The following is a 22,492-nucleotide window of genomic DNA, read 5'->3' as shown; positions in this document are numbered from 1 at the left end:
CCTTCGTAGATGAGCCTCCCCGATTCGTGCCAGCCAGGGATCGGCTACGAGGTCAGGTCGTATGTAGCGCGAATCCCGCGGAGTGGATAACGTCGGCGGGTGCGATTGGTGATCATTGGGGCCGGTGCGGTCGGTGGCGTGGTCGCCGGGCGGCTCGCCGGGGCCGGCGTGGACGTCGTGGTGGTCGCGCGCGGTGCGCACCTCGAGGCGATCCGGCGCGACGGGCTGCTGCTGCGGGAGGCGGACGGGGACTCCGTCCATCGGCTCCCGGCCTGCGCGGGGCCGGAAGAGGTCGACTGGCGCGACGGCGACGTCGCGGTGCTGGCGGTCAAGACCAACGACACCCACGACGTGCTGGAGCGGCTGCCCCGTGGGCTGCCGATCGTCTGCCTGCAGAACGGGGTGGCCAACGAGCGGGCGGCGCTGCGGCTGTTCGCCGACGTGTACGGCGTGTGCGTCATGCTCCCGGCCACGCACCTCGCGCCGGGCGTCGTCGTGGCCCAGTGCGCGCCGGTGCCGGGGATCCTGGACATCGGGCGCATACCGGGCGGGACGGACCGGACGAGTCACGAGATCGCGGGAGCCTTCGTGCGGGCCGGGTTCCACTGTGAGGTCAGCGACGACGTCATGCGCCGCAAGTACGCCAAGCTGCTGCTGAACCTCGGCAACGCCGTCGAGGCGCTGTGCGGGCTGGTCGACGGGCTCGACGAGGCGATCGCGCCGGTCCGGGCCGAGGGCGAGGCGGTGCTGCGGGCCGCCGGTATCGCGTACGCCACCGCCGAGGAGGACGCCGAGCGGCGCGGGGACACCCTGCGGTGGCGGGTCGTCGCCGGGCAGGATCGGGGTGGCAGTTCGACCTGGCAGAGCCTGGCCCGCGGCACCGGCAGCGTCGAGGCCGACTACCTCAACGGCGAGATCGTGCTCCTGGGGCGGCTGCACGGGCTGCCGGTCCCGGCCAACGAGACGGCCCGCCGCCTGGTCGTGCAGGCCGCGCACCGCCGCGCGGCCCCGGGCGGCATGACCCCGGCCGAGTTCCTCGCCGCGATCGAGCGTGAACGGTCACGCACCCAAGCATCGTGAAATGTCCGATTTCCGGGAAGCGTCCGTGAGCTTGCGCACGCAATGATGGCTCCGCGCCGGTTACGACTCGCGGGCTTGGCAGGATTTAGCGCGTGGGGATGCAAGCGGTGCTCTTCGACATGGACGGGACCCTCGTGGACAGCGAGAAGGTCTGGGAGGTGGGCCTCACCGAGCTCGCCGCCCACCACGGCCGGCCGCTGTCCGCGCAGGCGCGGCGCGGCATGATCGGCACCAACATGGCCGACTCGATGCGCATTCTGCACGCCGACCTCGGGCTGCCGTTCACCCGTGAGTCCATGGACTACAGCGTCGGGTGGCTCGAGGAGCGGGTCAAGGCGCTGCTGCGCGCCGGGGTGCCGTGGCGGCCGGGGGCCCGCGAGCTGCTCGCCGCGCTGCGCGCCGAGGGAGTGCCGCTCGCGCTCGTCACCGCCACCCATCGGCACCTGGTCGACGTGGCGCTGCTGACCATCGGCGCCGAGAACTTCGACGCCGTCGTGGCGGGCGATGAGGTGGACCAGACCAAGCCGCACCCGATGCCCTACCTGACCGCCGCGCGGCTGGTCGGGGCCGAGGCGCGCGACTGCGTGGCGATCGAGGACTCGCCCAACGGTATCCGCAGCGCGCGGGCTGCGGGGTGCGCCGTGCTCGCCGTGCCGTGCGAGGTCGAGCTCGACCCCGAGGGCGTGACGCTGGCCGGATCGTTGCTGGACGTCGATGTCGACTACCTGCGCAAGCTCGTCGTCTGACTCGCGGGCGCCCGCGGTCCGCGAAGGACCGCGGGCGCCGTTCCCCCGACCGGAACGCCCGATCAGTGATCAGTCGTGCGCGATGGCCCGCAGCACGTTGACCCGCGCGGCGCGGATCGACGGCAGCACCGCGGCGATGACGCCGACGAGCGCGGCGAGCACCAGGTACGTCGCCATCTGCGACCACGGGAACGCCAGCTCGGTGATGCCGTCGCTCTTCAGGGCCCGCACCACCGCCGCGCCCATGCCAGCACCGACGGCCAGGCCGAGCAGCGCGCCGAAGACCGAGATGACGACCGCCTCGACGGTGACCATCCGCATCGTCTGCGCCCGGCGCATGCCGATCGCCCGCAGCAGGCCCAGCTCCCGGGTGCGCTCCAGCACCGACAGCGCCAGGGTGTTGACGATGCCGAGGACCGCGATGAGGATCGCCAGCGCCAGCAGCACCTGGATCATGGTGAGCAGCTGGTCGAACTGCGCCGACTGCGCCGCGACGTACTGGGCCCGGTTGGCCACGGACACCTCGGGGTTGTCCTTGAGCAGGGTGTCGACCTGCCGCTGGACCTCGTCGACGGACGTGCCGGGGGAGACCTTCACGAACCCCCACGCCGGCTGCTGGATGCGGAAGTCCGGGATGAGGTCGGGGGAGACGACCAGGCCCCGCATGATGTCGTTCTTGCTGTAGAGGCCCACGATCGTCACGTGGTGCACGTCGCCACGGCTGAACTGCATGGCCACCGTCTGCCCGACGGCGAGGTGGCGCTCCTTGGCCGTGACCGGGTCGACGATCGCCTGGTCCTTGCCGGTCCACCGCAGCGTGCCCTGCTCGGCCTTGATCTTGAACATGTCCGCCCACGCCACCGCGTCGGGCACCGCCGTGACCGAACCGCGCTCGTCGCCGATCTTGCCGAACTCCCAGTACCCGCTGGCCGTGCTGGCCACCCCCGGGTTCTTCGCCGTCGAGGTCATCACGGCCGGGTCGAACGTCGCCGGGCCGTTCTGGTCCCCGTCGCCGGAGATGATCAGATCGACGGTCACCTGCGTGTCCGCCTGCGCGTTCAGGCTCTGCTTGACCGAGGCGACGATGACGTTGACGCCGGTGATGAGCGCGAGGCCGACCATCAGCGCGGCCGCGGTGATCGCGGTGCGGCGCGGGTTGCGCCCGGAGTTGAGCCTTCCCAGCTTGCCCGGGACCGACCAGGAGAACAGCCGGCCGAGCAGGCCGACCACCGGGCGGGCCAGCAGCGGCGTGAGCAGCGCGACGCCGACGAACGTGACGAGCACGCCGCCGAGGATCAGCATCAGCGTGGTGCTGCCGCTGCCCTTGCCGGCCAGGCCCAGGCCCAGCAGGGTGCCGCCGGCCGCGCCGATGATCGCGCCGCTGACCGTGAGCTTCGTCAGCGGCCGGTCGGGCGTGGCCACCTCCTGCAGCGCGGCGATCGGCGGGATGCGGCTGGCGCGCAGCGCCGGCAGCACCGCCGCCACCACCGTCACCAGCAGGCCCACCACGAACGCGCTGATCACGGCCGAGGCCGGCACGCCGACGGAGGCGAGCGTCACGCCGGAGACGTTGCCGAAGACCCACGCCAGCAGGGCCCCGACGCCGATGCCGGCGGCCAGGCCGAACACGGAGGCGAGCAGGCCGATGGCGACGGCCTCGATGAGCACCGAGCCGAGCGTCTGGCCGCGGCTGCCGCCGAGCGCCCGCATCAGCGCCAGCTCCCGGGTCCGCTGGGCCACGATGATCGAGAACGTGTTGAGGATGAGGAACGTGCCGACGAACAGCGCCACGCCCGCGAAGCCGATGAGGATGTTGTTGAAGAAGCCGAGGCCCTTCTTGAAGTCCTGGGTCGTGGCCGCCTGCAGCTGCGCGTTGGTCTGCACCTTGTAGTCCGCGCCGAGCGCCGTGGCGATGCGGTCGCGCACCTCGTCGTGCGTCACGCCCGGGGTCGTGTTGACGCTGATGCTGCTGTACACGTTCTTCTCGCCGAGCATCAGCTCCTGGGCGACCGGCGTGGTGAACGCGACCTCCAGGGCGCCGCCGAGGGAGTCCCGGTCGCCGCTGTACCCGAAGATGCCGACCAGCTTGAACGTGCGCTTCGGCTGCAGGGTGAGCACCCCGACCTCGTCGCCGACCTTGAGCCCGGCGTTCTTGGCCGTGGTCACGTTGACCGCGATCTCGTCGTCGGCGTTCGGCCCGCGCCCCTCGCGCAGCTGCAGCAGGTCGCTGGTGCCGGTCCAGTTCTGGCCCAGCCGTGGCGGGCCGAACGTGGTGACGACCTTGCCGTCCTTGCCGATGACCCGGGCGCCGTCCGCGGCCGCCTGCGCGGACACGCTCGCCACGCCGGGCACCGCCTTGACCTTGTCGACGACGTCGGCGGGGATGTTGGTGGTGTGCTGCGGGCCGTCGATCTCGCCGCCGGCGACCTTCGGCTGGTGCGTCACCGCGACGTCGGTGCCCGCGTACACGGAGGAGAACAGGCTGTCGAACGAGCGGCCCATGGTGTCGGTGAGCACGAACGCGCCCGACACGAACATGACGCCGAGCACGACCGCCAGCCCGGACAGGACCAGCCGCAGCTTGCGCGACAGCAGGCTCTTGAGCGTTGCCTTCAGCATCGGAACTCAGACCGCCTTGTCCGCGTGCGTGTCCAGGCGCTTCAGGCGGTCCAGCACCGCGTCGGCGGTCGGCGCGTAGAGCTCGTCGACGATGTGGCCGTCGGCGAGGAACACCACTCGGTCGGCGTACGAGGCCGCGTTCGGGTCGTGGGTGACCATGACGATCGTCTGGCCGAAGTCGCGCACCGAGTTGCGCAGGAACGACAGCACCTCGGCGCCCGAGCGCGAGTCGAGGTTGCCGGTCGGCTCGTCGGCGAAGATGACCTCGGGCCGGGACACAAGGGCCCGGGCGCACGCGACGCGCTGCTGCTGGCCGCCGGAGAGCTGGCTGGGCCGGTGCCCGAGCCGGTCGCGCAGGCCGACCGTGTCGATGACCTTGTTGTACCACGCGGGATCCGCCTTGCGCCCGCCGATCGACAGCGGGAGCAGGATGTTCTCCTCGGCGGTCAGCGTCGGCAGCAGGTTGAACTGCTGGAAGATGAACCCGACCTTGGCGCGGCGCAGGTTCGTCAGCCCCCGGTCCGACAGGTCGGTGATCTTCGTGTCGCCGACGTAGACCTGGCCCCGGGTCACGGCGTCCAGCCCCGCGAGGCAGTGCATCAGCGTCGACTTGCCCGAGCCGGACGGGCCCATGATCGCCGTGAAGCGACCCTTCTCCAGCTCCACCGACACCCCGGCCAGCGCGTTGACCTGCGCCTCGCCCGAGCCGTAGACCTTCCACACGTCGACCGCCCGCGCGGCCACCTCGGTGCGCGTCGCAACCGATACAGTCATGATTCCCCCTGGTGAATGGTGTGCACTCATCGTCAGGGCCCGAAGGCCGGAAAACGTCCGCCCGTGGGGGTAGCCGCCCACGGATATTGGGCTGGGGGAGCGTCCCTGAGCCGCTCTCAGGGTCAACCCCGACCCGGCCGGCACCGCCTGCTCGAACACCCAGCCCGAACAGGACCGCGGCCGCCCGGAGGCGACCGCGGCCCGTGACCGCCGCGCAGCGACGGGTATCACTCGTAGGAGATGGCGCCCAGCACGTTGAGCCGCACGGCGCGGATGGACGGGATGAGCCCGGCCACGCCGCCGACGACCATCGAGGCGAGGAAGTAGGCGATCATCAGGCCCCACGGCAAGGTGACCGCGCCGAAGCCCAGGACGTCCTTGAGCGCCGTCACGATCGCCGCGCCCAGCCCCACGCCGACCGCCAGGCCCAGCACGGTGCCGAAGACGGTGATGACGACCGACTCCGTGGTGACCATGAGCCAGGTCTGGCCGCGGCGCAGCCCCACCGCGCGGAGCATGCCCAGCTCGCGGGTGCGCTCGATGACCGACAGCAGCAGGGTGTTGATGACGCCGAGGACCGAGATGGCCAGGGCGATCAGCAGCAGCACCTGCACGATGACGAGCGCGATGTCGAAGCTCTGCTGGCTGGATTTGACGTACTCGTCCTTCGTGTACGCCTGGACCTGCGGGTTGTCCTTGAGGATGTCGTTGACCGTGGCCTTCATCGTGGTCACGGACGCGCCATCCTTCACGGCGACGAACACCTGCCACGGCTGCGGGAAGGCGAAGCCCGCCCGCGCGTCGGCGTAGTTGATGACGATGCCGCCGCCGGTCGCCGACTCGGCGGTGATGCCGACGAGCTTCAGCGTCTTCTGCGGGCCCTTGGCGAACGTGACGCTGATGGCGTCGCCGAGCTTGAGCTTGCGCTCCTCGGCGGTCTTCTTGTCCACGATGAACTCGCCCTGCTCCAGCCGGTCGATGCGGCCCTGGTCGGCCTTCAGCTTGAGCACCGACACGCCCGCCGCCGGATCGAGGTACGACAGCACGTAGTTCGGCTTGCCGTCGATCTCCACGGCGTCGGCGGTGACCGCGGCCACCGTCTTCGCCTCCGGCAGCGCGGTGATGCGCTCCAGCTCCTGCGGGGTCACCACGGGCGGGATCTCGCTGGTCTGCTGGCCGAGCACGACGAGATCGGCCTGCAGGTCCTTGGCGACCGTGTCGCCGAGCGCCGTGGACAGCGAGGTGAAGATCGTGCTGATCGCCGTGACGATCGCGATGCCGATCATCACCGCGCCGGCGGTGATCGCCGTGCGGCGCGGGTTGCGCGCGGAGTTGCGCCGGCCCAGCTTGCCCGGCACCGTCCAGGAGAACAGCGACCCGAGCCCGGCGACCAGCGGCCGGCTCACGATCGGCGTCAGCAGCGCCACGCCGATGAGGATGCCGAGCACCCCGCCGAAGACCAGCGACAGGGTCGCGTCGCCGGCCCCGGCCAGGCCCCAGACCAGCGCGCCGATCGCGGCCGCGGTGATGACCGCGCCGGTCACCGTCAGGCGGGTCAGCGGCCGGTCGGGCGTGGCCGACTCGCGCATCGCGGCGATGGGCGCGACGCGGGACGCCTTGATCGCCGGCATGAGCGCCGCGACCATCGTGACGCCGATGCCGATCACGAACGACGCGACGATCGCCGAGACCGGGAACCCGAGGCTGGCGACCTGGGCGCCGTCGGCGAGGCCGACGAACAGGAACGCGCCGGCGGCGCCGAGGCCGAGGCCGACCAGGAAGCCGAACACCGAGCCCACCACGCCGATGATCACGGCCTCCAGCAGTACCGAGCGGAGGACCTGGCCCCGCGCGGCGCCCATCGCCCGCAGCAGCGCCAGCTCCTTCGTGCGCTGGGCCACGATGATCGAGAACGTGTTGAGGATCAGGAACACGCCGACGAGCAGGGCCACGGCGCCGAAGCCCAGCAGCACGTAGTTGAAGTACTTCAGCACGCTCTTGATGGCCTGGCTGGACTCTTCGGACAGGTCCTTGCCGGTCTGCACCACGAAGCCGTCGCCCAGCTGCGCCTTGATGGTGTCGCGCAGCTGCTCGTCGCTGACCCCCGGGGCGGCCCTGACGTCGATGGCGTTGAACGCGTTCTCGGCGCCGAGCATCGACGCCTGCGCCTTGGCGGTGGTGAAGAAGATCGTGCTCTCGCCGGCCATCGAGTCGCGCCCGCCGGTGTACTGCATCAGTCCGACGATCTTGTACGTGCCCCGCTGCTGGTCGCGGGTGATGACGTCCATCGAGTCGCCGAGCTTGTAGTTCGCCGACTTCGACAGGCCCTTGTTGATGACGACCTCGTCGTCGCCCGACGGCGCCCGGCCCTCGGCGAGCTTGACGAGCTGGTTCTCGCCGACCCAGTTCGCGCCGAACTGCTGCCCGGACTGGTTGATCACGATCTTGTTGTTACGCCCGACCGGCATCGCCCCGTTGAGGAACACCTCGCCGGTGGCCTTCGCCACGCCGTCGATCTTCGCGACCCGGTCCACGGTCGAGTCCGGGAACGGCGTGTTGTTGCTGGGGCCGCCGCCCTGCTGCTGGAGCTGGGATTTCGCCGAGATCTGCACGTCGGTGTACGTGTAGATGTTGGCGAACAGGTTGTCGAACGTGCGCCCGAGCGTGTCGGTGAGCACGAGCGAGCCGGACACGAACATGACCGACAGCACGACCGCCAGGGTCGACAGCGTCAGCCGCAGCTTGCGCGCCAGGAGGCTCTTCAGGGTTGCCCTCAGCATGGCGGTCAGGCCACCTCGCCGGCCAGGTCGCCGGGCACCTTGTCGAGGTTCTTGAGCTTGTCGAGCACCGCTTCGGCGGTCGGTTCGCGCAGTTCGTCCACGATGCGCCCGTCGGCGAGGAAGATCACCCGGTCGGCATACGAGGCCGCGTTCGGGTCGTGCGTCACCATCACGATCGTCTGCCCGAACTCGCGGACCGAGTTGCGCAGGAACGACAGCACCTCCGCGCCCGAGCGCGAGTCGAGGTTGCCGGTCGGCTCGTCGGCGAAGATGACCTCCGGCCGTGACACCAGTGCCCGCGCGCACGCGACGCGCTGCTGCTGGCCACCGGAGAGCTGGCTGGGCCGGTGCCCGAGCCGGTCGCTGAGCCCGACCGTCTTGATGACGGTGTCGTACCACGCGGGATCGGCCTTGCGACCCGCGATCGACAGCGGCAGCAGGATGTTCTCTTCCGCCGTCAGCGTCGGCAGCAGGTTGAACTGCTGGAAGATGAACCCGACCTTGGTCCGCCGCAGGTTCGTCAGCGCCCCGTCGGACATCCCGGTCAGCCGGGTGTCGCCGACGAAGATCTCCCCGCGGGTGACGGAGTCCAGACCCGCGAGCGTGTGCATCAGCGTCGACTTACCGGACCCGGACGGCCCCATGATCGCTGTGAAGTGGCCCCGCTCGAGCTCGACACTCACCCCGTGCAGCGCGATGACCTGAGCCTCGCCGCTGCCGTACACCTTCCACACGTCGACCGCGCGGGCGGCGACCCCGTCCCCCGTCGTGACAGTCGTGGTCACGCTCAGTTCCCCCTCGTGCAGTGGTAGCTCTCGTCTTGTCCACTTCACGCTAAGGGCGCCTGTCACCCTGTCCCTCGTCCCCGAGAACGAAGTCAGGAGCCGGGGCGGACCAGTCCTGTCTCGTACGCGAGGACGACGGCCTGGACCCGGTCGCGCAGCCCCAGCTTCGTCAGCACGTGACCGACGTGGGTCTTGACGGTGGTCTCGCTCACCGACAGCGCCCGGGCGATCTCGGCGTTGGACAGGCCCTTGGCCAGCTGCACCAGCACCTCGCGCTCGCGGTCGGTCAGCACGCGCAGGTCCCGCGGCGGCGCCGCGTCGGGATCGGGCAGCGAGTCGGCGAACTTGTCCAGCAGCCGCTTGAGAATCCGCGGCGCGACGACCGCCTCGCCCGCCGCCACGGTCCGGATCGCGATGACCAGGTCATCGGCGGGCACGTCCTTGGCCAGGAACCCGCTGGCCCCGGCCCGCAGCGCCCCGACGACGTACTCGTCCAGGTCGAACGTGGTCAGGATGAGCACCCGCACGGGCAGCTTCGCGTCGACGATCGCGCGGGTGGCCGCGACGCCGTCCATGCGCGGCATCCGGATGTCCATGAGCACCACGTCGGGCAGCAGCCGGCGGGCCAGTTCCACGGCCTCGACCCCGTCGCCGGCCTCGGCCACGATGTCGAGGTCGGGCTCGCCGCCGAGCACCATGCGAAACCCGGTGCGCAGCAGGGGCTGATCGTCGACGAGCAGCAGCCGGATGGGACGCGCCTGGGTCAACTCGTCAACTGCCTCTCTGCCGGCACCTCGATGGGGATCCTCGCGTGCACACGGTATCCGCCCCCGGGGCGCGGGCCGGTGCGCAGGGTCCCGCCGTAGAGCATCACGCGCTCGCGCATGCCCAGCAGCCCGTGCCCGACGGCCGCGGTGCCCAGCTGCGGCCCGCGCCCGGTGTCGCAGATCTCGACCGTCACGTCCGTGGTCCGAAACGTCAGCCGCACCTCGACCTTCGCCGCCCCGGCGTGCTTGAGCGCGTTGGTGAGGGCCTCCTGCACGATGCGGTACAGCGTCAGCGACACGCCGGGATCCAGCGGCCCCGGCTCGCCGTCGACCCGTAGCACCGCGGGCAGGCCGGCCTCGCGGATCTGCTCCACCAGCCCCTCGATGCCCGCCAGCCCCGGCTGCGGCGCCAGTTCCCCGGCCGGCTCCGCCTCGGTCCGCAGCACGCTGAGCAGCCGCCGCATCTCCCGCAGCGCCGTGCGCCCGGTCTCCTCGATCGTGGCGAGCGCCTCGTCGGCCGCGGCCGGGTCCCGGGCCAGCATCCGCCGCGACCCGGTCGCCAGCACGCCCATCACGCTCACGTGGTGCGCGACCACGTCGTGCAGCTCGCGCGCGATGCGCCGGCGCTCCTCGGCCACGGCCTTCTCCGTCTGCGCCCGCTGGCTGGTCTCGGCGGTGCGGGCCCGATCCTCCAGCGCCGCGATGTACGCCCGGCGCGTCGCCACGGTGCGCCCCACGGTGAAGCACACCAGCGCGCTCATCGCGTTGAACACCACGAAGACCCTCACGTCGGGGTAGAAGGCGGTGGCGCCGGGCCGCCCCAGCACGAGGGCCAGCGCCATCCCCGGCACCCACATCACCGCCGCGGCCGCGAAGCCGCGCCGCACCGGCAGGTACACCGCCGCCGTGTACGTCAGCACGATGATCCCGAGCCCGCCCTCGACGACCCGTAGCCCGGTCACGAACGGCACGACGGCGTGCACCCCGGTCCAGAGCACGGCGACCCAGAGCCACCGCCGCCGGATCGCGACCGCCGCCAGCCCCAGCGACTCGTACACCAGCTGCGTCGGCAGGTCGCTGACCCCGACCGCGGCGCGCGCCAGGCTCTCGAGCCCGGCGCTGAGCAGCATCAACAGGATCGCGAACGCGATGTCCTGAGCGAGCGGGTGTCCCCGCCGGCCGAGCAACTCCCTGATCCTGCGCACGCTGTCGACGGTATCGGCTGCGTGGAGCGCCCCATTCGTCGCCGCGTCCGAGCCGCTCTCCTCCTCAGGGATGAGTCCGGACTCCGCAAGGAGGACCCTCCAGCGGACCCGGGTGTCGCGTCCGCCCGCGCCATGCGGCCCGTCGCTGGCATCTCTGGGAACGCAGGTTGTGTGTACGAAGTGGCTGTCATGGCAGCCACTTCTTACACATGGTCGCGGTCCCGCCTTTCGAGGTGCCGAACATGCCGATGCGCTGCGGGTCGGGCGCACCGCTCAGCCCGGCCGGCAGCGTGGAGCCGCTGGTCGCCGCCAGAGCCGGGTGGGGAGCGTCTCGCTACTGCGCGTTCGTCGTCTCGACGCGGGCGATGAGCTGCTTGAGTCGCGCGATCTCTTCGGCGAGCGCCGCGTTGCCCGCCGCGGTGAGGGTGATCCACGTCCGGCCGCGTTTGCCGGCGTAGCCCTTCTCGACCTCGATGAGGCCGGCTGTCTCCAGGACGCTGAGGTGCTGGGAGAGGTTGCCGGCGGTCAGTCCCAGCTGGGTGCGCAGGTAGCCGAACTCCACCCGGCGGGCCTCGTGCGCGATGGTGAGGATGCCGAGCCGGACCCGCTGGTGCACCACGTCGTCGAGCCCGGTGACCGGATGCGGGGATTCGGTCTCGTCCGGCGCCGGGCCGTCGAGCGGTCCGCTCACCGGGTCCGCCGCAGTCGTTGCGCCAGCGCGAATCCGGCGCTGCCCAGCAGCAACAGGCCGCCGCTGATCTCCATCTGTGTCGAGGGTCCCCACCAGGAGCTGGTGCCCCACCCGGCGGCGATCGGCGGCGGCAGCACCACCGCCAGGTATCCGAGGGCGAACAGCAGCAGCGCGACGCGCCGCTCCAGCCAGGCCAGCACCAGCAGGGCCAACCCGATGGCGCCGGTCGGATCGAGCAGGTGCAACAGGAACACGACGAAGGCGGACGGGCCGCCGGGGTACGGCAGTGGGTCGAGGAGGCGCAAAGCCGCCGTGACGGCAGCGGACACGACGACGAGCGCGACGCCGGTGAGCACGTACGGCAGCATCCGGGCGCCCAGTCCCCGAGCCCGGGCCACCCGCAGGTATCCGCCGGCGATCACCACGTACGCCAGCACCAGCGCCGCCCACCAGTAGAACGACACGGCCTGGAACCAGACCTTGCACACCTCACCGTCGCTCAACGCCCGGCAGTCGCTGACGACCCGGTGGCCGAAGCTGTACACCGGGACCGCTCCGAACGTCACCAGGGCCAGCACCAGCAGGGGCAGCCACGTCACCCGCTGGGCAAGACGGACCCGGCGCGCGAGCTCGCGCGCCTCAGCCAGCAGCCGGCGTGGATCGCCGCCGGCGGGAACCGCATCGGGAGTCATACAGACAGGTTTCCACAACAAACCAATTGGCGCTAGTGGCGATACTGGTTGGCGCGTGGCCGGTTGCGGCAAAGCACGGAGGGCGTCGAGCATGTCGGCTGCGCCCGGGCCTCGGCGGGTTTTCCGTGCTCCCGGAGTGAACGTGCTGGTTCTTGTGCGGTTTCACTCCGTGATCATGACGAACCGGGCGCTCGGCCGATGGGTGCCGCATGATCGCGGAGATGTTGTGCCGACCGAGCCTGGCAAGGTCCGCCTGCGACGTGCGTCGGCCCGGTCGACGCACGTCGCAGGCGCGGCCAGCGCCGAAGGTCCAGCTGATGATCATGCTAAAGCGTGATATGTCGGATTTTCTGTGGCTGCCCGGTCGCTGCGGCCGCAGGCCTCGGTGGGGGCCGCCGCGGGTTCTTGGCACCGCGGGCATGGCAGGGAGGGCCGCCAGGCCCGGCCGTTTCGCCCGGTCTGGCTCGATGAGGCTGCGCGGCGACCGACCCAGACCAGGCGCTCACGGGAGGAACGGCATGCGATGCGGGCCGTCAGTCGCGCTCCACGACCAGCTCCGCCGGGTCCTCGCTCGGGGCCGGGGCGGTCTGCGGGAAGGGTGGGGGCGTGCCGTCATACGCCGGGCAGAGGGCCTGGTGGGCGCACCAGCCGCACAGGCGGCTCGGCTTGGGTCGGAAGTCGCGGGTCTGGGTGGCCAGGTCGATGGCCTGCCACAGGGCGAGCAGGGTGCGCTCGAAGCGGGCCAGGTCGTCGGCGTCGGGGGCGAAGTCGCAGACCTCCCGGTCGCGCAGATACATGAGGCGCAGGACCCTCGGCACGACGCCGCGGGTGCGCCACAGGACCAGAGCGTAGAACTTGAGCTGGAACATCGCCCGGGCCTCGAAGGCCTCGCGGGGGGCGCCGCCGGTCTTGTAGTCGACCACGCGCAGGTCGCCGGCGGGGGAGACGTCCAGGCGGTCGATGATGCCGCGGATGACCAGGCGGCCGTCGACCTCGGCCTCGACATACGCCTCGCGGTCGGAGGGCTCCAGGCGATTGGGGTCCTCGACGGCGAAGTAGCCCGACAGCAGGTCGCCGGCGCCGGACAGGAACTCGTCGGGGGTGAGGGGGGTGCCGGCGAAGATGTCCGCCAGCTCCGGCTCCTGCTCGACCAGGCGCTGCCACTGCGGCGCGACGAGGTCGGCGGCGTGCTGCGGGGTGCGCTCGCCGGCCGGGGCGTCGAAGAGCGCCTCGAGCACGGCGTGGACCAGGGTGCCGCGGGCCTGGTCGGCGGTCGGGCGCTCGGGCAGGCGGTCGATGCTGCGGAAGCGGTAGAGCAGGGGGCAGGTCTTGAAGTCCGCGGCGCGCGACGGCGACAGGGTTGGCAGGGCGGAGGTAACGGGCACCGTCATGCCCAAGAGGTTAGACGGGGGGTATGACGAAAACGTGTTTCGAACCCGCGAGCCCGTAGCATCTGGTGCGATGGACGAACACCGCACGGCATCCGCGCCGGCCTCGCCGGCTGCCCGCCCGCAGCCCCGGGAGCGCGGCGCGGGCATCCCGCTGGGCCGGCTGGCCGGCGTCCCGATCTACCTGGCGCCGTCGTGGCTGCTGCTGGCGGGGCTCATCACGCTCACGTATGGCCAATACATGGCGAGCCGGTTGGGGCTTTCGTTCACCACGGGGCTGGCGGTCGGGTTCGGGTTCGTCGTGTGCCTGCTGATCTCGGTGCTGCTGCACGAGCTCGGGCACGCCGTGACGAGCCGGCGCAGCGGCATCGGTGTGCGCGGCATCACGCTGGAGATGCTCGGTGGGTACACCGAGATGGAGCGCGAGGCGCCGCGCCCGGGCGTGGAGCTGTACGTGTCCCTGGCGGGTCCGGTGGTGTCGCTGGCGATCGGGCTGGTCGCGGCCGGCGCCGCGGTGGTGCTGCCGCCCGGCGGCATCGCCGCCACGTTCGCGTTCCAGCTGGCGCTGTCCAACATCGTGGTCGCGCTGTTCAACGCGCTGCCGGGGCTGCCGCTGGACGGCGGGCGGGCGCTACAGGCGCTGGTGTGGCAGCTCAGCGGCGACGCCAACGTCGGGCGGCAGGTCGCCGGGTGGGCCGGGCGGGTGCTGGCGCTGGCGACCGCCGGGGTCGCGCTGCTGCTGTGGCACTTCCGGCTCGTGCACGGGTATTTCGGCATCCTCTTCACCCTGCTCGTCGCCCTCACCATGTGGGTCGGGGCCGGGCAGGCGATCCGGCACGCCAAGGCGACCGCCAGCCTGCCCCCGTTCAGCGCCCGCGAGCTGGCCCGGCCGGTCGTCGCGGTGACCGCCGACACACCGCTGTCGGAGGCCGACCGCATCGCGTCGATGGCCGCCGAGCGCGCGCCCGTCGTGGCCGTGGTCGACGGCGGGGGTAGCCTGGTCGGGTTCGTGCACGGTGCCTCGGCACGCGCGGTGCCGGCCGAGCGGCGGCCCTGGGTGCCGATCGGCGACGTGACCCGCCGCATCGACCGCGATCACGTGCTCGCCGGCGACCTTCGCGGCCCCGACCTGCTGATGGCGATCAACGACGACCCGGGCGGCGACTACCTCGTGGTCACCGGGGAGGATGTGCACGGCGTCCTGCGCGGCGCCGATCTCGTCTCCCTGGTGGCCCCGACCCGGCGGCCGCGCAGGCCGACCGTCCGGAGGAACAGCACGTGAGCGTGGAAAGCCCCGTCCAAACCCCGTCCGCCATCCGGAGGGGCCCCTTCCGCCCCGGCGACCGGGTCCAGCTCACCGACCCGAAGGGGCGGATGCACACCATCGTGCTGGAGGCGGGCAAGGAGTTCCACACCCACCGCGGGCGGCTCGCCCACGACGAGCTCATCGGCGCGCCCGACGGCAGCGTGGTCACCTCCACCGGCGGCACCGCCTACCTGGCACTGCGCCCGCTGCTGTCCGACTACGTGCTGTCCATGCCGCGCGGCGCCCAGGTGATCTACCCCAAGGACGCGGCCCAGATCGTGGCGATGGGCGACATCTTCCCCGGCGCCCGGGTGCTGGAGGCCGGCGCCGGCTCGGGCGCGCTGACCTGCTCGCTGCTGCGCGCCGTCGGCTCCGAGGGGACCGTGACCTCCTACGAGATGCGGGAGGACTTCGCCGAGGTCGCCCGGCGCAACGTGGAGGCGTTCCTCGGCGGCCCGGTGCCGGGCTGGACGCTGCGGGTCGGGGACGTGGCCGGCTGTGAGGACGCCGGTTTTGATCGGATAATCCTCGACATGCTCACGCCGTGGGAGATCCTGCCGCTCGTCTCGCGGGCGCTGATCCCCGGCGGGGTGTTCATCGGATATGTGGCGACAACGCCCCAGTTGTCGGAGTTGGTGGAGGCCTTGCGCGAGGATGGTGGCTACACCGAGCCTCGAGCGTGGGAGAGTCTCGTGCGCGACTGGCATGTGGAGGGCCTGGCCGTGCGGCCCGATCACCGCATGATCGCGCACACGGCGTTCCTGGTCAGCGCCCGGAAGCTCGCTCCGGGGGTGACCGCACCGCCGCGCCGGCGCAAGCCGAGCAAGGGTGCCGAGGCGTATGCGGCTCGGCGGTTGGCGGCCGCCGCGGCCGCCCGGGCAGAGGAGGAGGCCGAAGGGCATGAGCCGACCGAGCTTCAGTGACCTACCCGCAGTCTTTCCCGACTGGTCGCCGTATCCGGACCTCGAGGCGGCGGCCCGGGCATACCTGCGCGATCCGGACATCGCGTTGGATGCCATGGCCGGTGTACTGCGAGGTCAGAGCGTTCTGGGCTTCACCCTCGAACGGTTCGTCAACGAGGTCAACGGCGTGTGGCAGGAGGTCGTGGTCTGCGACGGCAACCGGCTGATCCTCTGGCACGGCGAGGACATCCCGCCGGAGGAGGCACCGCCGGGCTCGATGACCTCGTCACTGCGGGTGGTGGCCCTGTCCGCGGTGACCGAGGTCGGCTGCCGGCGGCGGATCAGCCGCAACCCCAACGGCACCCACCGGGTCGACAGCGTGGACGTGTATCTGCTGCTCACGTCGCTCGACGAGGCCAACGTGGCGGCCGAGGAGGCCGGCTCGGTGATCCGCCACGACGCGCTGCGCTTCGGCAAGACGCTCGACGACGGCGGTGCGGGTCAGATCGCCCGGCTGGAGGAGTTCGCGCGCCTGGTCAGCTCACTGGTCGGCAAGCCGATGCTGTAGGTCACCCGGCGTTGGGGCCGGCGACTGGCGCGTCGTCGGACCGGCGGTGCACGTGGATGCAGTCGCCGGGGCACTCCTTGGCCGCGTCGATGACCTCGAGCCGCAGGTTGGCGGGCACATCGACCCGGCTGCCGGGCGCCAGCCGCAGCTCGCCGTCCGGGCCCTTGACGTAAGCCAGACCGTCGAGGTCGAACTCGAAAACCTCCGGCGCGTATTGCACGCACAGGCCGTCGCCGGTGCACAGGTCCTGGTCGACCCACACCTGCAGGGTGTCCTCGGAAGTCTCCACGCTCACAGCCATGACGCTACCCGACGTCCCGCGAACCGTGCAGCGGGCCGTGACACACGCCGCAGGGGCCCGGAAGGGGTGCCGGACCGGGTGCTGGAGGTGTCCCGGATTTGTAAACACCCTATGGCGCGCGTGTTCGAGGGGGCCCGAACCGGCGAAGAGCAGTTAGTGTTAGAGCACAACGTTCAAAGCCCCCGGGGAGGTGGGACGTGGCACGCAGCGACGACGCGGAGACGCGCGCCGCACGATGGGAGAAGGACGCCCACGATCTCTCCACGCAGGTCGCGTTTCTTCAGGAGGAACTCGCCCTGGTGCGGCGCAAGCTGACGGAGACTCCGCGACACGTGCGACAGCTCGAGGAGCGGCTTGCCGCAGCGCAGGCGCAGATTGCCCGGCTGACCGAAAACAATGAGCGGCTCGTGGCCACCCTCAAGGAGGCCCGGGCCCAGATCGTGACGCTGAAGGAAGAGGTGGACCGCCTGGCGCAGCCGCCAAGCGGTTACGGCGTCTTCCTCGCCCTCCACGACGACGGCACTGTCGACGTCTTCACAGGAGGGCGCAAGCTGCGTGTGGCAGTCTCCCCGGCGATCGAGACCGAGGAGCTGCGCCGAGGCCAGGAGGTCCTGCTCAACGACGCCCTCAACATCGTCGACGCGCTCGGGTTCGAGCGGGCCGGCGAGGTCGTCATGTTGAAGGAGGTCCTCGAGGGCGGCGACCGCGCTCTCGTCATCTCGCACGCCGACGAGGAACGGATCGTCCACCTGGCGCACACGCTCGCCGACGCGCCGCTGCGCGCCGGCGACTCGCTCATGATCGAGCCGCGCTCGGCGTATGCGTATGAGCGCATCCCGAAGAGCGAGGTCGAGGAGCTGGTCCTGGAGGAGGTGCCCGACGTCGACTACGCCGACATCGGTGGCCTGTCTCCGCAGATCGAGCAGATCCGCGACGCCGTGGAGCTGCCCTTCCTGCACGCCGACCTGTTCCGAGAGCACAAGCTGCGCCCGCCCAAGGGCGTATTGCTCTATGGCCCGCCCGGGTGTGGCAAGACCCTCATCGCCAAGGCGGTGGCCAACTCGCTGGCGAAGAAGATCGCCGAGGCGCGTGGTGAGGAGAAGCGGACCAGCTACTTCCTCAACATCAAGGGTCCGGAGCTGCTCAACAAGTATGTCGGCGAGACCGAGCGGCACATCCGGCTGATCTTCCAGCGGGCCCGTGAGAAGGCCAGCGAGGGCACGCCGGTCATCGTGTTCTTCGACGAGATGGACTCCGTGTTCCGCACCCGCGGCTCCGGCGTCTCCTCCGACGTGGAGAACACGATCGTCCCGCAGCTGCTCAGCGAGATTGACGGCGTGGAGGGGCTGGAGAACGTCATCGTCATAGGCGCGTCCAACCGGGAAGACATGATCGACCCGGCGATCCTGCGCCCGGGCCGGCTCGACGTGAAGATCAAGATCGAGCGGCCGGACGCCGAGGCGGCCAAGGACATCTTCTCGAAGTACATCCTGACCGACGTGCCGCTGCACCGCGACGACGTCGCCGAACACGGCGACTCGCCCGACGCGACGGTCGCGGCCATGATCGACGCGGTCGTGCTGCGGATGTATTCCGAGACCGAGGAGAACCGCTTCCTCGAGGTGACCTACGCCAACGGCGACAAGGAGGTCCTGTACTTCAAGGACTTCAACTCGGGCGCGATGATCCAGAACATCGTCGACCGGGCGAAGAAGATGGCGATCAAGGACTTCCTCAGCAGCGGCCAGAAGGGTGTGCGCCTGCAGCACCTGCTCGACTCGTGCGTCGATGAGTTCCGCGAGAACGAGGACCTGCCCAACACCACCAACCCCGACGACTGGGCCCGCATCTCCGGCAAGAAGGGCGAGCGGATCGTGTACATCCGCACGCTCGTCTCCGGCGGCAAGGGCGCCGAGGCCGGCCGGTCGATAGAGACCGCCACCAACACCGGCCAGTATCTGTAAGCGACCAGCGTATGAGCGGGCGGCGACCAACCGGTCACCGCCCGCTCATGCTTTCCGGCCTGTCCGCCGGGGGAGTCACCCGCCCAGAATCCGAGCCTTGCGGGCCGCGCGAAGCGCTGGGAACCCCGGACGCGCCCGCGCGAAGCGCGCACCAGGCGAGAAACTGCCCGCGCGGTGTGGGCCGGGTGGCGGTTCGTACGACTAGGGTTGTGTCATGAGTGTGCGGCGCGTGATGGGCACCGAGGTCGAGTACGGCGTGTCCGTGCCCGGCCAGCCGGGTGCGAATCCGATGGTCACGTCCTCCCAGGTGGTCAACGCGTATGGGGCACGGCCCGAGCTCACCAAGGGCGGCCGGGCCAGGTGGGACTACGAGGAGGAGTCGCCGCTGCGCGACGCCCGCGGCTTCACCTACTCCGGTGCGCTGTACGACCCGGCCGAGGCGCTCGCGGACGAGGACCTCGGGCTGGCCAACGTGATACTGACCAACGGAGCCCGGCTCTACGTCGACCACGCCCACCCGGAGTACTCGACGCCCGAGGTCACCAACCCGCGCGACGTGGTGCTGTGGGACAAGGCCGGTGAGCGGGTGATGGCCGAGGCCGCCCGGCGTGCCGCCACGATCCCCGGCACGCTGCCGATCCATCTGTACAAGAACAATACGGACAACAAGGGCGCCAGCTACGGCACGCACGAGAACTACCTGATGCGCCGGCAGACCCCGTTCGCCGACATCGTCATGCACCTCACCCCGTTCTTCGTCACCCGGCAGATCGTCTGCGGCGCCGGGCGGGTCGGCATCGGCCAGGACGGCTCCGGTCCGGGCTTCCAGCTCTCCCAGCGCGCCGACTTCTTCGAGGTCGAGGTCGGGCTGGAGACCACCCTCAAGCGTCCCATCATCAACACACGGGACGAGCCGCACGCCGACGCGGACAAGTACCGGCGGCTGCACGTCATCATCGGCGACGCCAACCTGTCGGAGATCTCGACGTACCTGAAGGTCGGCACCACCTCCCTCATCCTGGCGATGATCGAGGAGAAGGCGCTCGCGGCCGACCTGGGCATCGCTGACCCGGTCACCGAGCTCAAGGCGGTCAGCCACGACCCGTCGCTCAAGCATCTGATCCGCATGCGCGACGGCCGGCGGCTCACCGCGCTGGACATCCAGTGGGCGTTCTACGAGCGGGCCCGGGTCTTCGTCGAGGAGCGGCAGGGCGCCGGCACCGACGAGATCACCCTCGACGTGCTCGACCGGTGGGAGGACGCCCTGGACAAGCTCGGGCGCGACCCGATGCTCTGCGCGGGCGAGCTGGACTGGGTGGCCAAGCTGCGGTTGCTGGAGGGCTACCGGGAGCGGGAGTCGCTGGGCTGGTCGTCGCACAAGCTGCAGCTCGTCGACCTGCAGTATTCCGACGTACGGCCCGAGAAGGGGCTCTACCACCGGCTGGTGGCCCGCGGCTCGATGGCGACGCTGTTCGCCGAGGAGGAGGTCCAGCGCGCGATCGTCGAGCCGCCGGACGACACCCGCGCCTACTTCCGCGGCCGTTGCCTGGCCAAGTACCCCGACGAGGTGGTGGCGGCCAGCTGGGACTCGGTCATCTTCGACGTGGGCCGCGAATCGCTCGTGCGGGTGCCGATGATGGAGCCCGAACGAGGGACGAAGAAACACGTCGGCGCGCTGTTCGACAAGTGCCCGAGCGCGAAGGATCTGCTGGAGGCGATCACTTCCGGGTAGCCTTGGACAGCGATCCGTGGTCCCCGCGCACGCGGGGATGATCCGGTGGTCCCCCCGAGGAGGATGAGGCATGGCTACGAGGGATACGGGCGGGCAGTCCCAGTCCGGCAAGTCTCGGCGTGACGAGGAAGAGGACGTCGCCGCGCCCGAGGTCAACCCGGAGACGGCCGAGCGGGTCGAGCAGCTCGGCGAGGATGTCGACGACCTCCTCGACGAGATCGACTCCGTGCTCGAGGAGAACGCCGAAGAGTTCGTCCGCGGATACGTGCAGAAGGGCGGCGAGTAGCCGCCGTTTCGCCAGCCCGCCCGTCCGGTGAACCCGGGCGGGCGGCGCTTGTTCGCCCACAGCGTTGTGGCGCGCCGCTTGTGAGCCTCTCGGCGGCGTATTGTTGGCCCACCACAGTCGATCACTCCATCGAGAGGAGCTCCGTTGCCGACGGGTCTTGACCACTCAGGGCGCCTGCCCGCCGCGTATCACGCCGCCGGGACCTCGTCGTTCAGCGAGTTCCTCTCCGCGGTGGCGCCCGAGATGCTTCCCGGACGGCGGCCGTTGCCGCCGGGGATGGCCGCCGACGTGAGCGCGCACGCCACCACCATCGTGGCGATCACCTGCTCCGACGGCGTGCTCATGGGCGGCGACCGGCGCGCCACCATGGGCAACCTCATCGCCCAGCGCGACATCGAGAAGGTCTTCGCCGCCGACGCGTATTCGCTGGTCGGCATGGCCGGCACCGCGGGCTTCGGCCTGGAGATGATGCGCCTGTTCCAGGTCGAGCTGGAGCACTACGAGAAGATCGAGAGCAGCATGCTCTCGCTGGAGGGCAAGGCCAACCGCCTGGCCAGCATGGTCCGCAACAACCTCGGCGCCGCGATGCAGGGCCTCGCCGTCGTGCCGCTGTTCGCGGGCTTCGACCTGGACGCCAAGAGCGTCGACAAGGCCGGGCGCATCTTCAGCTTCGACGTCGCCGGCGGCGTCTACGAGGAGCGCGGCTACGACTCCATCGGCTCCGGCTCGCTGTTCGCCAAGTCGTCGCTCAAGAAGCGGTATCGCCCCGGCGTGACGACCGAGGAGGCCGTGAAGCTCGCCATCGAGGCGCTCTACGACGCCGCCGACGACGACACGGCGACCGGCGGGCCCGACCTGCTGCGGGGAATCTTCCCGGTCATCATGACCGCGACCGCCGAGGGCACCCGCCGGTTCAGCGACGACGAGACCCGCGCCGTCGCCGAGCAGATCATCGCCGAGCGCGCCGAGAACCCCGGCTTCTGAGTCCTTAGCCCTCCCACCAGCAGAAGGAGAACTCGCCACCGTGGCCATGCAGTTCTACGCCTCGCCCGAGCAGATCATGCGGGACCGCTCGGAATACGCGCGCAAGGGCATCGCCCGTGGTCGCAGTGTCGTGGTGCTCAGCTACGAGGGCGGCGTGCTCTTCGTCGCCGAGAACCTGTCGACCGCGCTGCACAAGGTCAGCGAGATCTACGACCGGATCGGCTTCGCCGCCGTCGGCCGCTATCCCGAGTTCGAGAACCTGCGCTCCGCCGGCGTGCGCCTCGCCGACCTGCACGGGTATTCCTACGGCCGCTCCGACGTGACCGGCCGGCAGATCGCCAACGCCTACGCGCGCACCCTGGGCGCGATCTTCACCCAGGAGCAGAAGCCGTATGAGGTGGAGATCTGCGTCGCCGAGGCCGGCGCCACCGCGGCCGAGGACGAGCTGTACCGGATCACCTACGACGGCTCGGTGCAGGACGAGCCTGGCCTCGTCACCATGGGCGGGCAGTCCGACACCATCTCCGGTGCCGTGAAATCCCGCTTGCGGCCCGACCAGACGCTCGCTGAGGCCCTGAAGCTGGCGGTCGAGGGTCTGGGCAGCGTCGGCGGCGAGGGCGGCCAGCCGCGCAAGCTGGCGGCCAACCAGCTGGAGGTCGCGGTCCTGGACCGCAACCGCCCCGGCCGCACGTTCCGCCGCCTCACCGGCCTGGCGCTGACCGCGATCCTCGAGGACACGTCGGCGGCGAAGAGCACCGACGTGGAGGGCGGGCTGGAGGACAAGCCCCAGCCGCCGGCCTCGCCGGGCACCCCGGCCGACAACGCCTCCGGCCCGGCCGAGCCCGCCGAGGCGCCGAAGCCGGACGCCGAGTAGTCCGGATAGCCGGTCGCCGAGACGCGAAGGGCCGGGCCGCCTTCGGGC

Annotated in this window: 20 protein-coding genes; 10 read left to right on the top strand and 10 right to left on the bottom strand. The window is 70.8% G+C overall.

What is annotated here, in order from left to right:
- Window positions 1-99: 99 nt before the first annotated feature.
- Together AB0367_RS30540 and AB0367_RS30535 are read left to right on the top strand one after the other, a co-directional pair.
- Window positions 100-1,080 (top strand): 2-dehydropantoate 2-reductase N-terminal domain-containing protein, encoded by a 981-nt coding sequence (locus tag AB0367_RS30540; RefSeq protein WP_366229929.1) that lies wholly within the window; start codon window positions 100-102, stop codon window positions 1,078-1,080.
- A 98-nt stretch (window positions 1,081-1,178) separates the two neighbouring features.
- Entirely contained in the window at window positions 1,179-1,826 is a 648-nt protein-coding gene (locus tag AB0367_RS30535) for an HAD family phosphatase (RefSeq protein WP_366229963.1), read from the top strand.
- Window positions 1,827-1,895: 69 nt separating this feature from the next.
- Here AB0367_RS30535 and AB0367_RS30530 read toward each other — a convergent pair whose 3' ends face one another.
- The 9 genes from AB0367_RS30530 to AB0367_RS30490 form a co-directional block, all read right to left on the bottom strand.
- The gene (locus tag AB0367_RS30530; protein WP_366229928.1) at window positions 1,896-4,445 is read right to left on the bottom strand and encodes an FtsX-like permease family protein; all 2,550 of its coding nucleotides are present in this window, start codon (window positions 4,443-4,445) and stop codon (window positions 1,896-1,898) included.
- Between the two features lie 6 nt (window positions 4,446-4,451).
- Window positions 4,452-5,219: an ABC transporter ATP-binding protein gene (locus tag AB0367_RS30525; protein WP_366229927.1), complete on the bottom strand. Its 768-nt coding sequence runs from the start codon at window positions 5,217-5,219 to the stop codon at window positions 4,452-4,454.
- 227 nt (window positions 5,220-5,446) lie between these two features.
- The gene (locus AB0367_RS30520; protein WP_366229926.1) at window positions 5,447-7,999 is read right to left on the bottom strand and encodes an FtsX-like permease family protein; all 2,553 of its coding nucleotides are present in this window, start codon (window positions 7,997-7,999) and stop codon (window positions 5,447-5,449) included.
- 5 nt (window positions 8,000-8,004) lie between these two features.
- Window positions 8,005-8,784, bottom strand: a complete 780-nt coding sequence (locus tag AB0367_RS30515) for an ABC transporter ATP-binding protein (protein ID WP_366229925.1) — start codon at window positions 8,782-8,784, stop codon at window positions 8,005-8,007.
- 92 nt (window positions 8,785-8,876) lie between these two features.
- Complete coding sequence (locus AB0367_RS30510) at window positions 8,877-9,551, bottom strand: response regulator transcription factor (protein ID WP_366229924.1); 675 nt, start codon at window positions 9,549-9,551, stop codon at window positions 8,877-8,879.
- Window positions 9,548-10,756, bottom strand: coding sequence for a sensor histidine kinase (locus tag AB0367_RS30505; protein WP_366229923.1), 1,209 nt, complete (start codon window positions 10,754-10,756; stop codon window positions 9,548-9,550). Before AB0367_RS30505 ends, AB0367_RS30510 begins: the two co-directional genes overlap by 4 nt.
- Before the next feature lie 334 nt (window positions 10,757-11,090).
- Window positions 11,091-11,447: a transcriptional regulator gene (locus AB0367_RS30500; protein ID WP_366229922.1), complete on the bottom strand. Its 357-nt coding sequence runs from the start codon at window positions 11,445-11,447 to the stop codon at window positions 11,091-11,093.
- Window positions 11,444-12,139: a hypothetical protein gene (locus tag AB0367_RS30495; RefSeq protein ID WP_366229921.1), complete on the bottom strand. Its 696-nt coding sequence runs from the start codon at window positions 12,137-12,139 to the stop codon at window positions 11,444-11,446. Before AB0367_RS30495 ends, AB0367_RS30500 begins: the two co-directional genes overlap by 4 nt.
- Before the next feature lie 533 nt (window positions 12,140-12,672).
- Window positions 12,673-13,530, bottom strand: a complete 858-nt coding sequence (locus tag AB0367_RS30490; protein WP_366229920.1) for a RecB family exonuclease — start codon at window positions 13,528-13,530, stop codon at window positions 12,673-12,675.
- 70 nt (window positions 13,531-13,600) lie between these two features.
- On the opposite strand from AB0367_RS30490, the gene AB0367_RS30485 reads away from it, so the two are divergent.
- From AB0367_RS30485 to AB0367_RS30475, 3 genes are read left to right on the top strand one after another with little or no spacing between them, the layout of a single operon-like run.
- Entirely contained in the window at window positions 13,601-14,809 is a 1,209-nt protein-coding gene (locus AB0367_RS30485; RefSeq protein WP_366229919.1) for a site-2 protease family protein, read from the top strand.
- Window positions 14,806-15,756, top strand: a complete 951-nt coding sequence (locus tag AB0367_RS30480) for a tRNA (adenine-N1)-methyltransferase (RefSeq protein ID WP_366229918.1) — start codon at window positions 14,806-14,808, stop codon at window positions 15,754-15,756. The genes AB0367_RS30485 and AB0367_RS30480 overlap by 4 nt, the downstream gene beginning before the upstream one ends.
- Entirely contained in the window at window positions 15,734-16,303 is a 570-nt protein-coding gene (locus tag AB0367_RS30475) for a hypothetical protein (RefSeq protein WP_366229917.1), read from the top strand. The genes AB0367_RS30480 and AB0367_RS30475 overlap by 23 nt, the downstream gene beginning before the upstream one ends.
- A 1-nt stretch (window position 16,304) precedes the next feature.
- On the opposite strand, the gene AB0367_RS30470 is transcribed toward AB0367_RS30475, so the two are convergent.
- A complete protein-coding gene (locus AB0367_RS30470; RefSeq protein WP_366229962.1) occupies window positions 16,305-16,592 on the bottom strand; it encodes a ferredoxin in 288 nt (95 codons plus the stop codon).
- A gap of 209 nt (window positions 16,593-16,801) precedes the next feature.
- Here AB0367_RS30470 and arc point away from each other — a divergent pair, with 209 nt between their 5' ends.
- The 5 genes from arc to prcA all read left to right on the top strand — a co-directional run bounded on the left by arc (window position 16,802) and on the right by prcA (window position 22,444).
- A complete protein-coding gene (arc, locus tag AB0367_RS30465) occupies window positions 16,802-18,568 on the top strand; it encodes a proteasome ATPase (RefSeq protein WP_366229916.1) in 1,767 nt (588 codons plus the stop codon).
- A gap of 214 nt (window positions 18,569-18,782) precedes the next feature.
- Entirely contained in the window at window positions 18,783-20,300 is a 1,518-nt protein-coding gene (gene dop, locus AB0367_RS30460) for a depupylase/deamidase Dop (protein ID WP_366229915.1), read from the top strand.
- Window positions 20,301-20,370: 70 nt separating this feature from the next.
- The gene (locus tag AB0367_RS30455; RefSeq protein ID WP_345129507.1) at window positions 20,371-20,586 is read left to right on the top strand and encodes a ubiquitin-like protein Pup; all 216 of its coding nucleotides are present in this window, start codon (window positions 20,371-20,373) and stop codon (window positions 20,584-20,586) included.
- Between the two features lie 144 nt (window positions 20,587-20,730).
- Window positions 20,731-21,570, top strand: coding sequence for a proteasome subunit beta (gene prcB, locus AB0367_RS30450; RefSeq protein WP_366229914.1), 840 nt, complete (start codon window positions 20,731-20,733; stop codon window positions 21,568-21,570).
- A 40-nt stretch (window positions 21,571-21,610) separates the two neighbouring features.
- A complete protein-coding gene (gene prcA, locus AB0367_RS30445; RefSeq protein WP_366229913.1) occupies window positions 21,611-22,444 on the top strand; it encodes a proteasome subunit alpha in 834 nt (277 codons plus the stop codon).
- Window positions 22,445-22,492 lie beyond the last annotated feature (48 nt).

Source organism: Dactylosporangium sp. NPDC051484, assembly GCF_040689395.1.
In the GTDB taxonomy this organism is placed as follows: domain Bacteria; phylum Actinomycetota; class Actinomycetes; order Mycobacteriales; family Micromonosporaceae; genus Dactylosporangium.
This window is presented reverse-complemented; position numbering and strand designations above follow the sequence as displayed.

Coding starts and splice junctions, on each gene's coding strand:
- AB0367_RS30455 (WP_345129507.1), top strand. CDS start 20,371: ATGGCTACGAGGGATACGGGCGGGCAGTCCCAGTCCGGCAAGTCTCGG.
- AB0367_RS30490 (WP_366229920.1), bottom strand. CDS start 13,530: ATGACGGTGCCCGTTACCTCCGCCCTGCCAACCCTGTCGCCGTCGCGC.
- AB0367_RS30520 (WP_366229926.1), bottom strand. CDS start 7,999: ATGCTGAGGGCAACCCTGAAGAGCCTCCTGGCGCGCAAGCTGCGGCTG.
- AB0367_RS30485 (WP_366229919.1), top strand. CDS start 13,601: ATGGACGAACACCGCACGGCATCCGCGCCGGCCTCGCCGGCTGCCCGC.
- dop (WP_366229915.1), top strand. CDS start 18,783: ATGAGTGTGCGGCGCGTGATGGGCACCGAGGTCGAGTACGGCGTGTCC.
- AB0367_RS30530 (WP_366229928.1), bottom strand. CDS start 4,445: ATGCTGAAGGCAACGCTCAAGAGCCTGCTGTCGCGCAAGCTGCGGCTG.
- AB0367_RS30535 (WP_366229963.1), top strand. CDS start 1,179: ATGCAAGCGGTGCTCTTCGACATGGACGGGACCCTCGTGGACAGCGAG.
- AB0367_RS30475 (WP_366229917.1), top strand. CDS start 15,734: ATGAGCCGACCGAGCTTCAGTGACCTACCCGCAGTCTTTCCCGACTGG.
- AB0367_RS30525 (WP_366229927.1), bottom strand. CDS start 5,219: ATGACTGTATCGGTTGCGACGCGCACCGAGGTGGCCGCGCGGGCGGTC.
- AB0367_RS30495 (WP_366229921.1), bottom strand. CDS start 12,139: ATGACTCCCGATGCGGTTCCCGCCGGCGGCGATCCACGCCGGCTGCTG.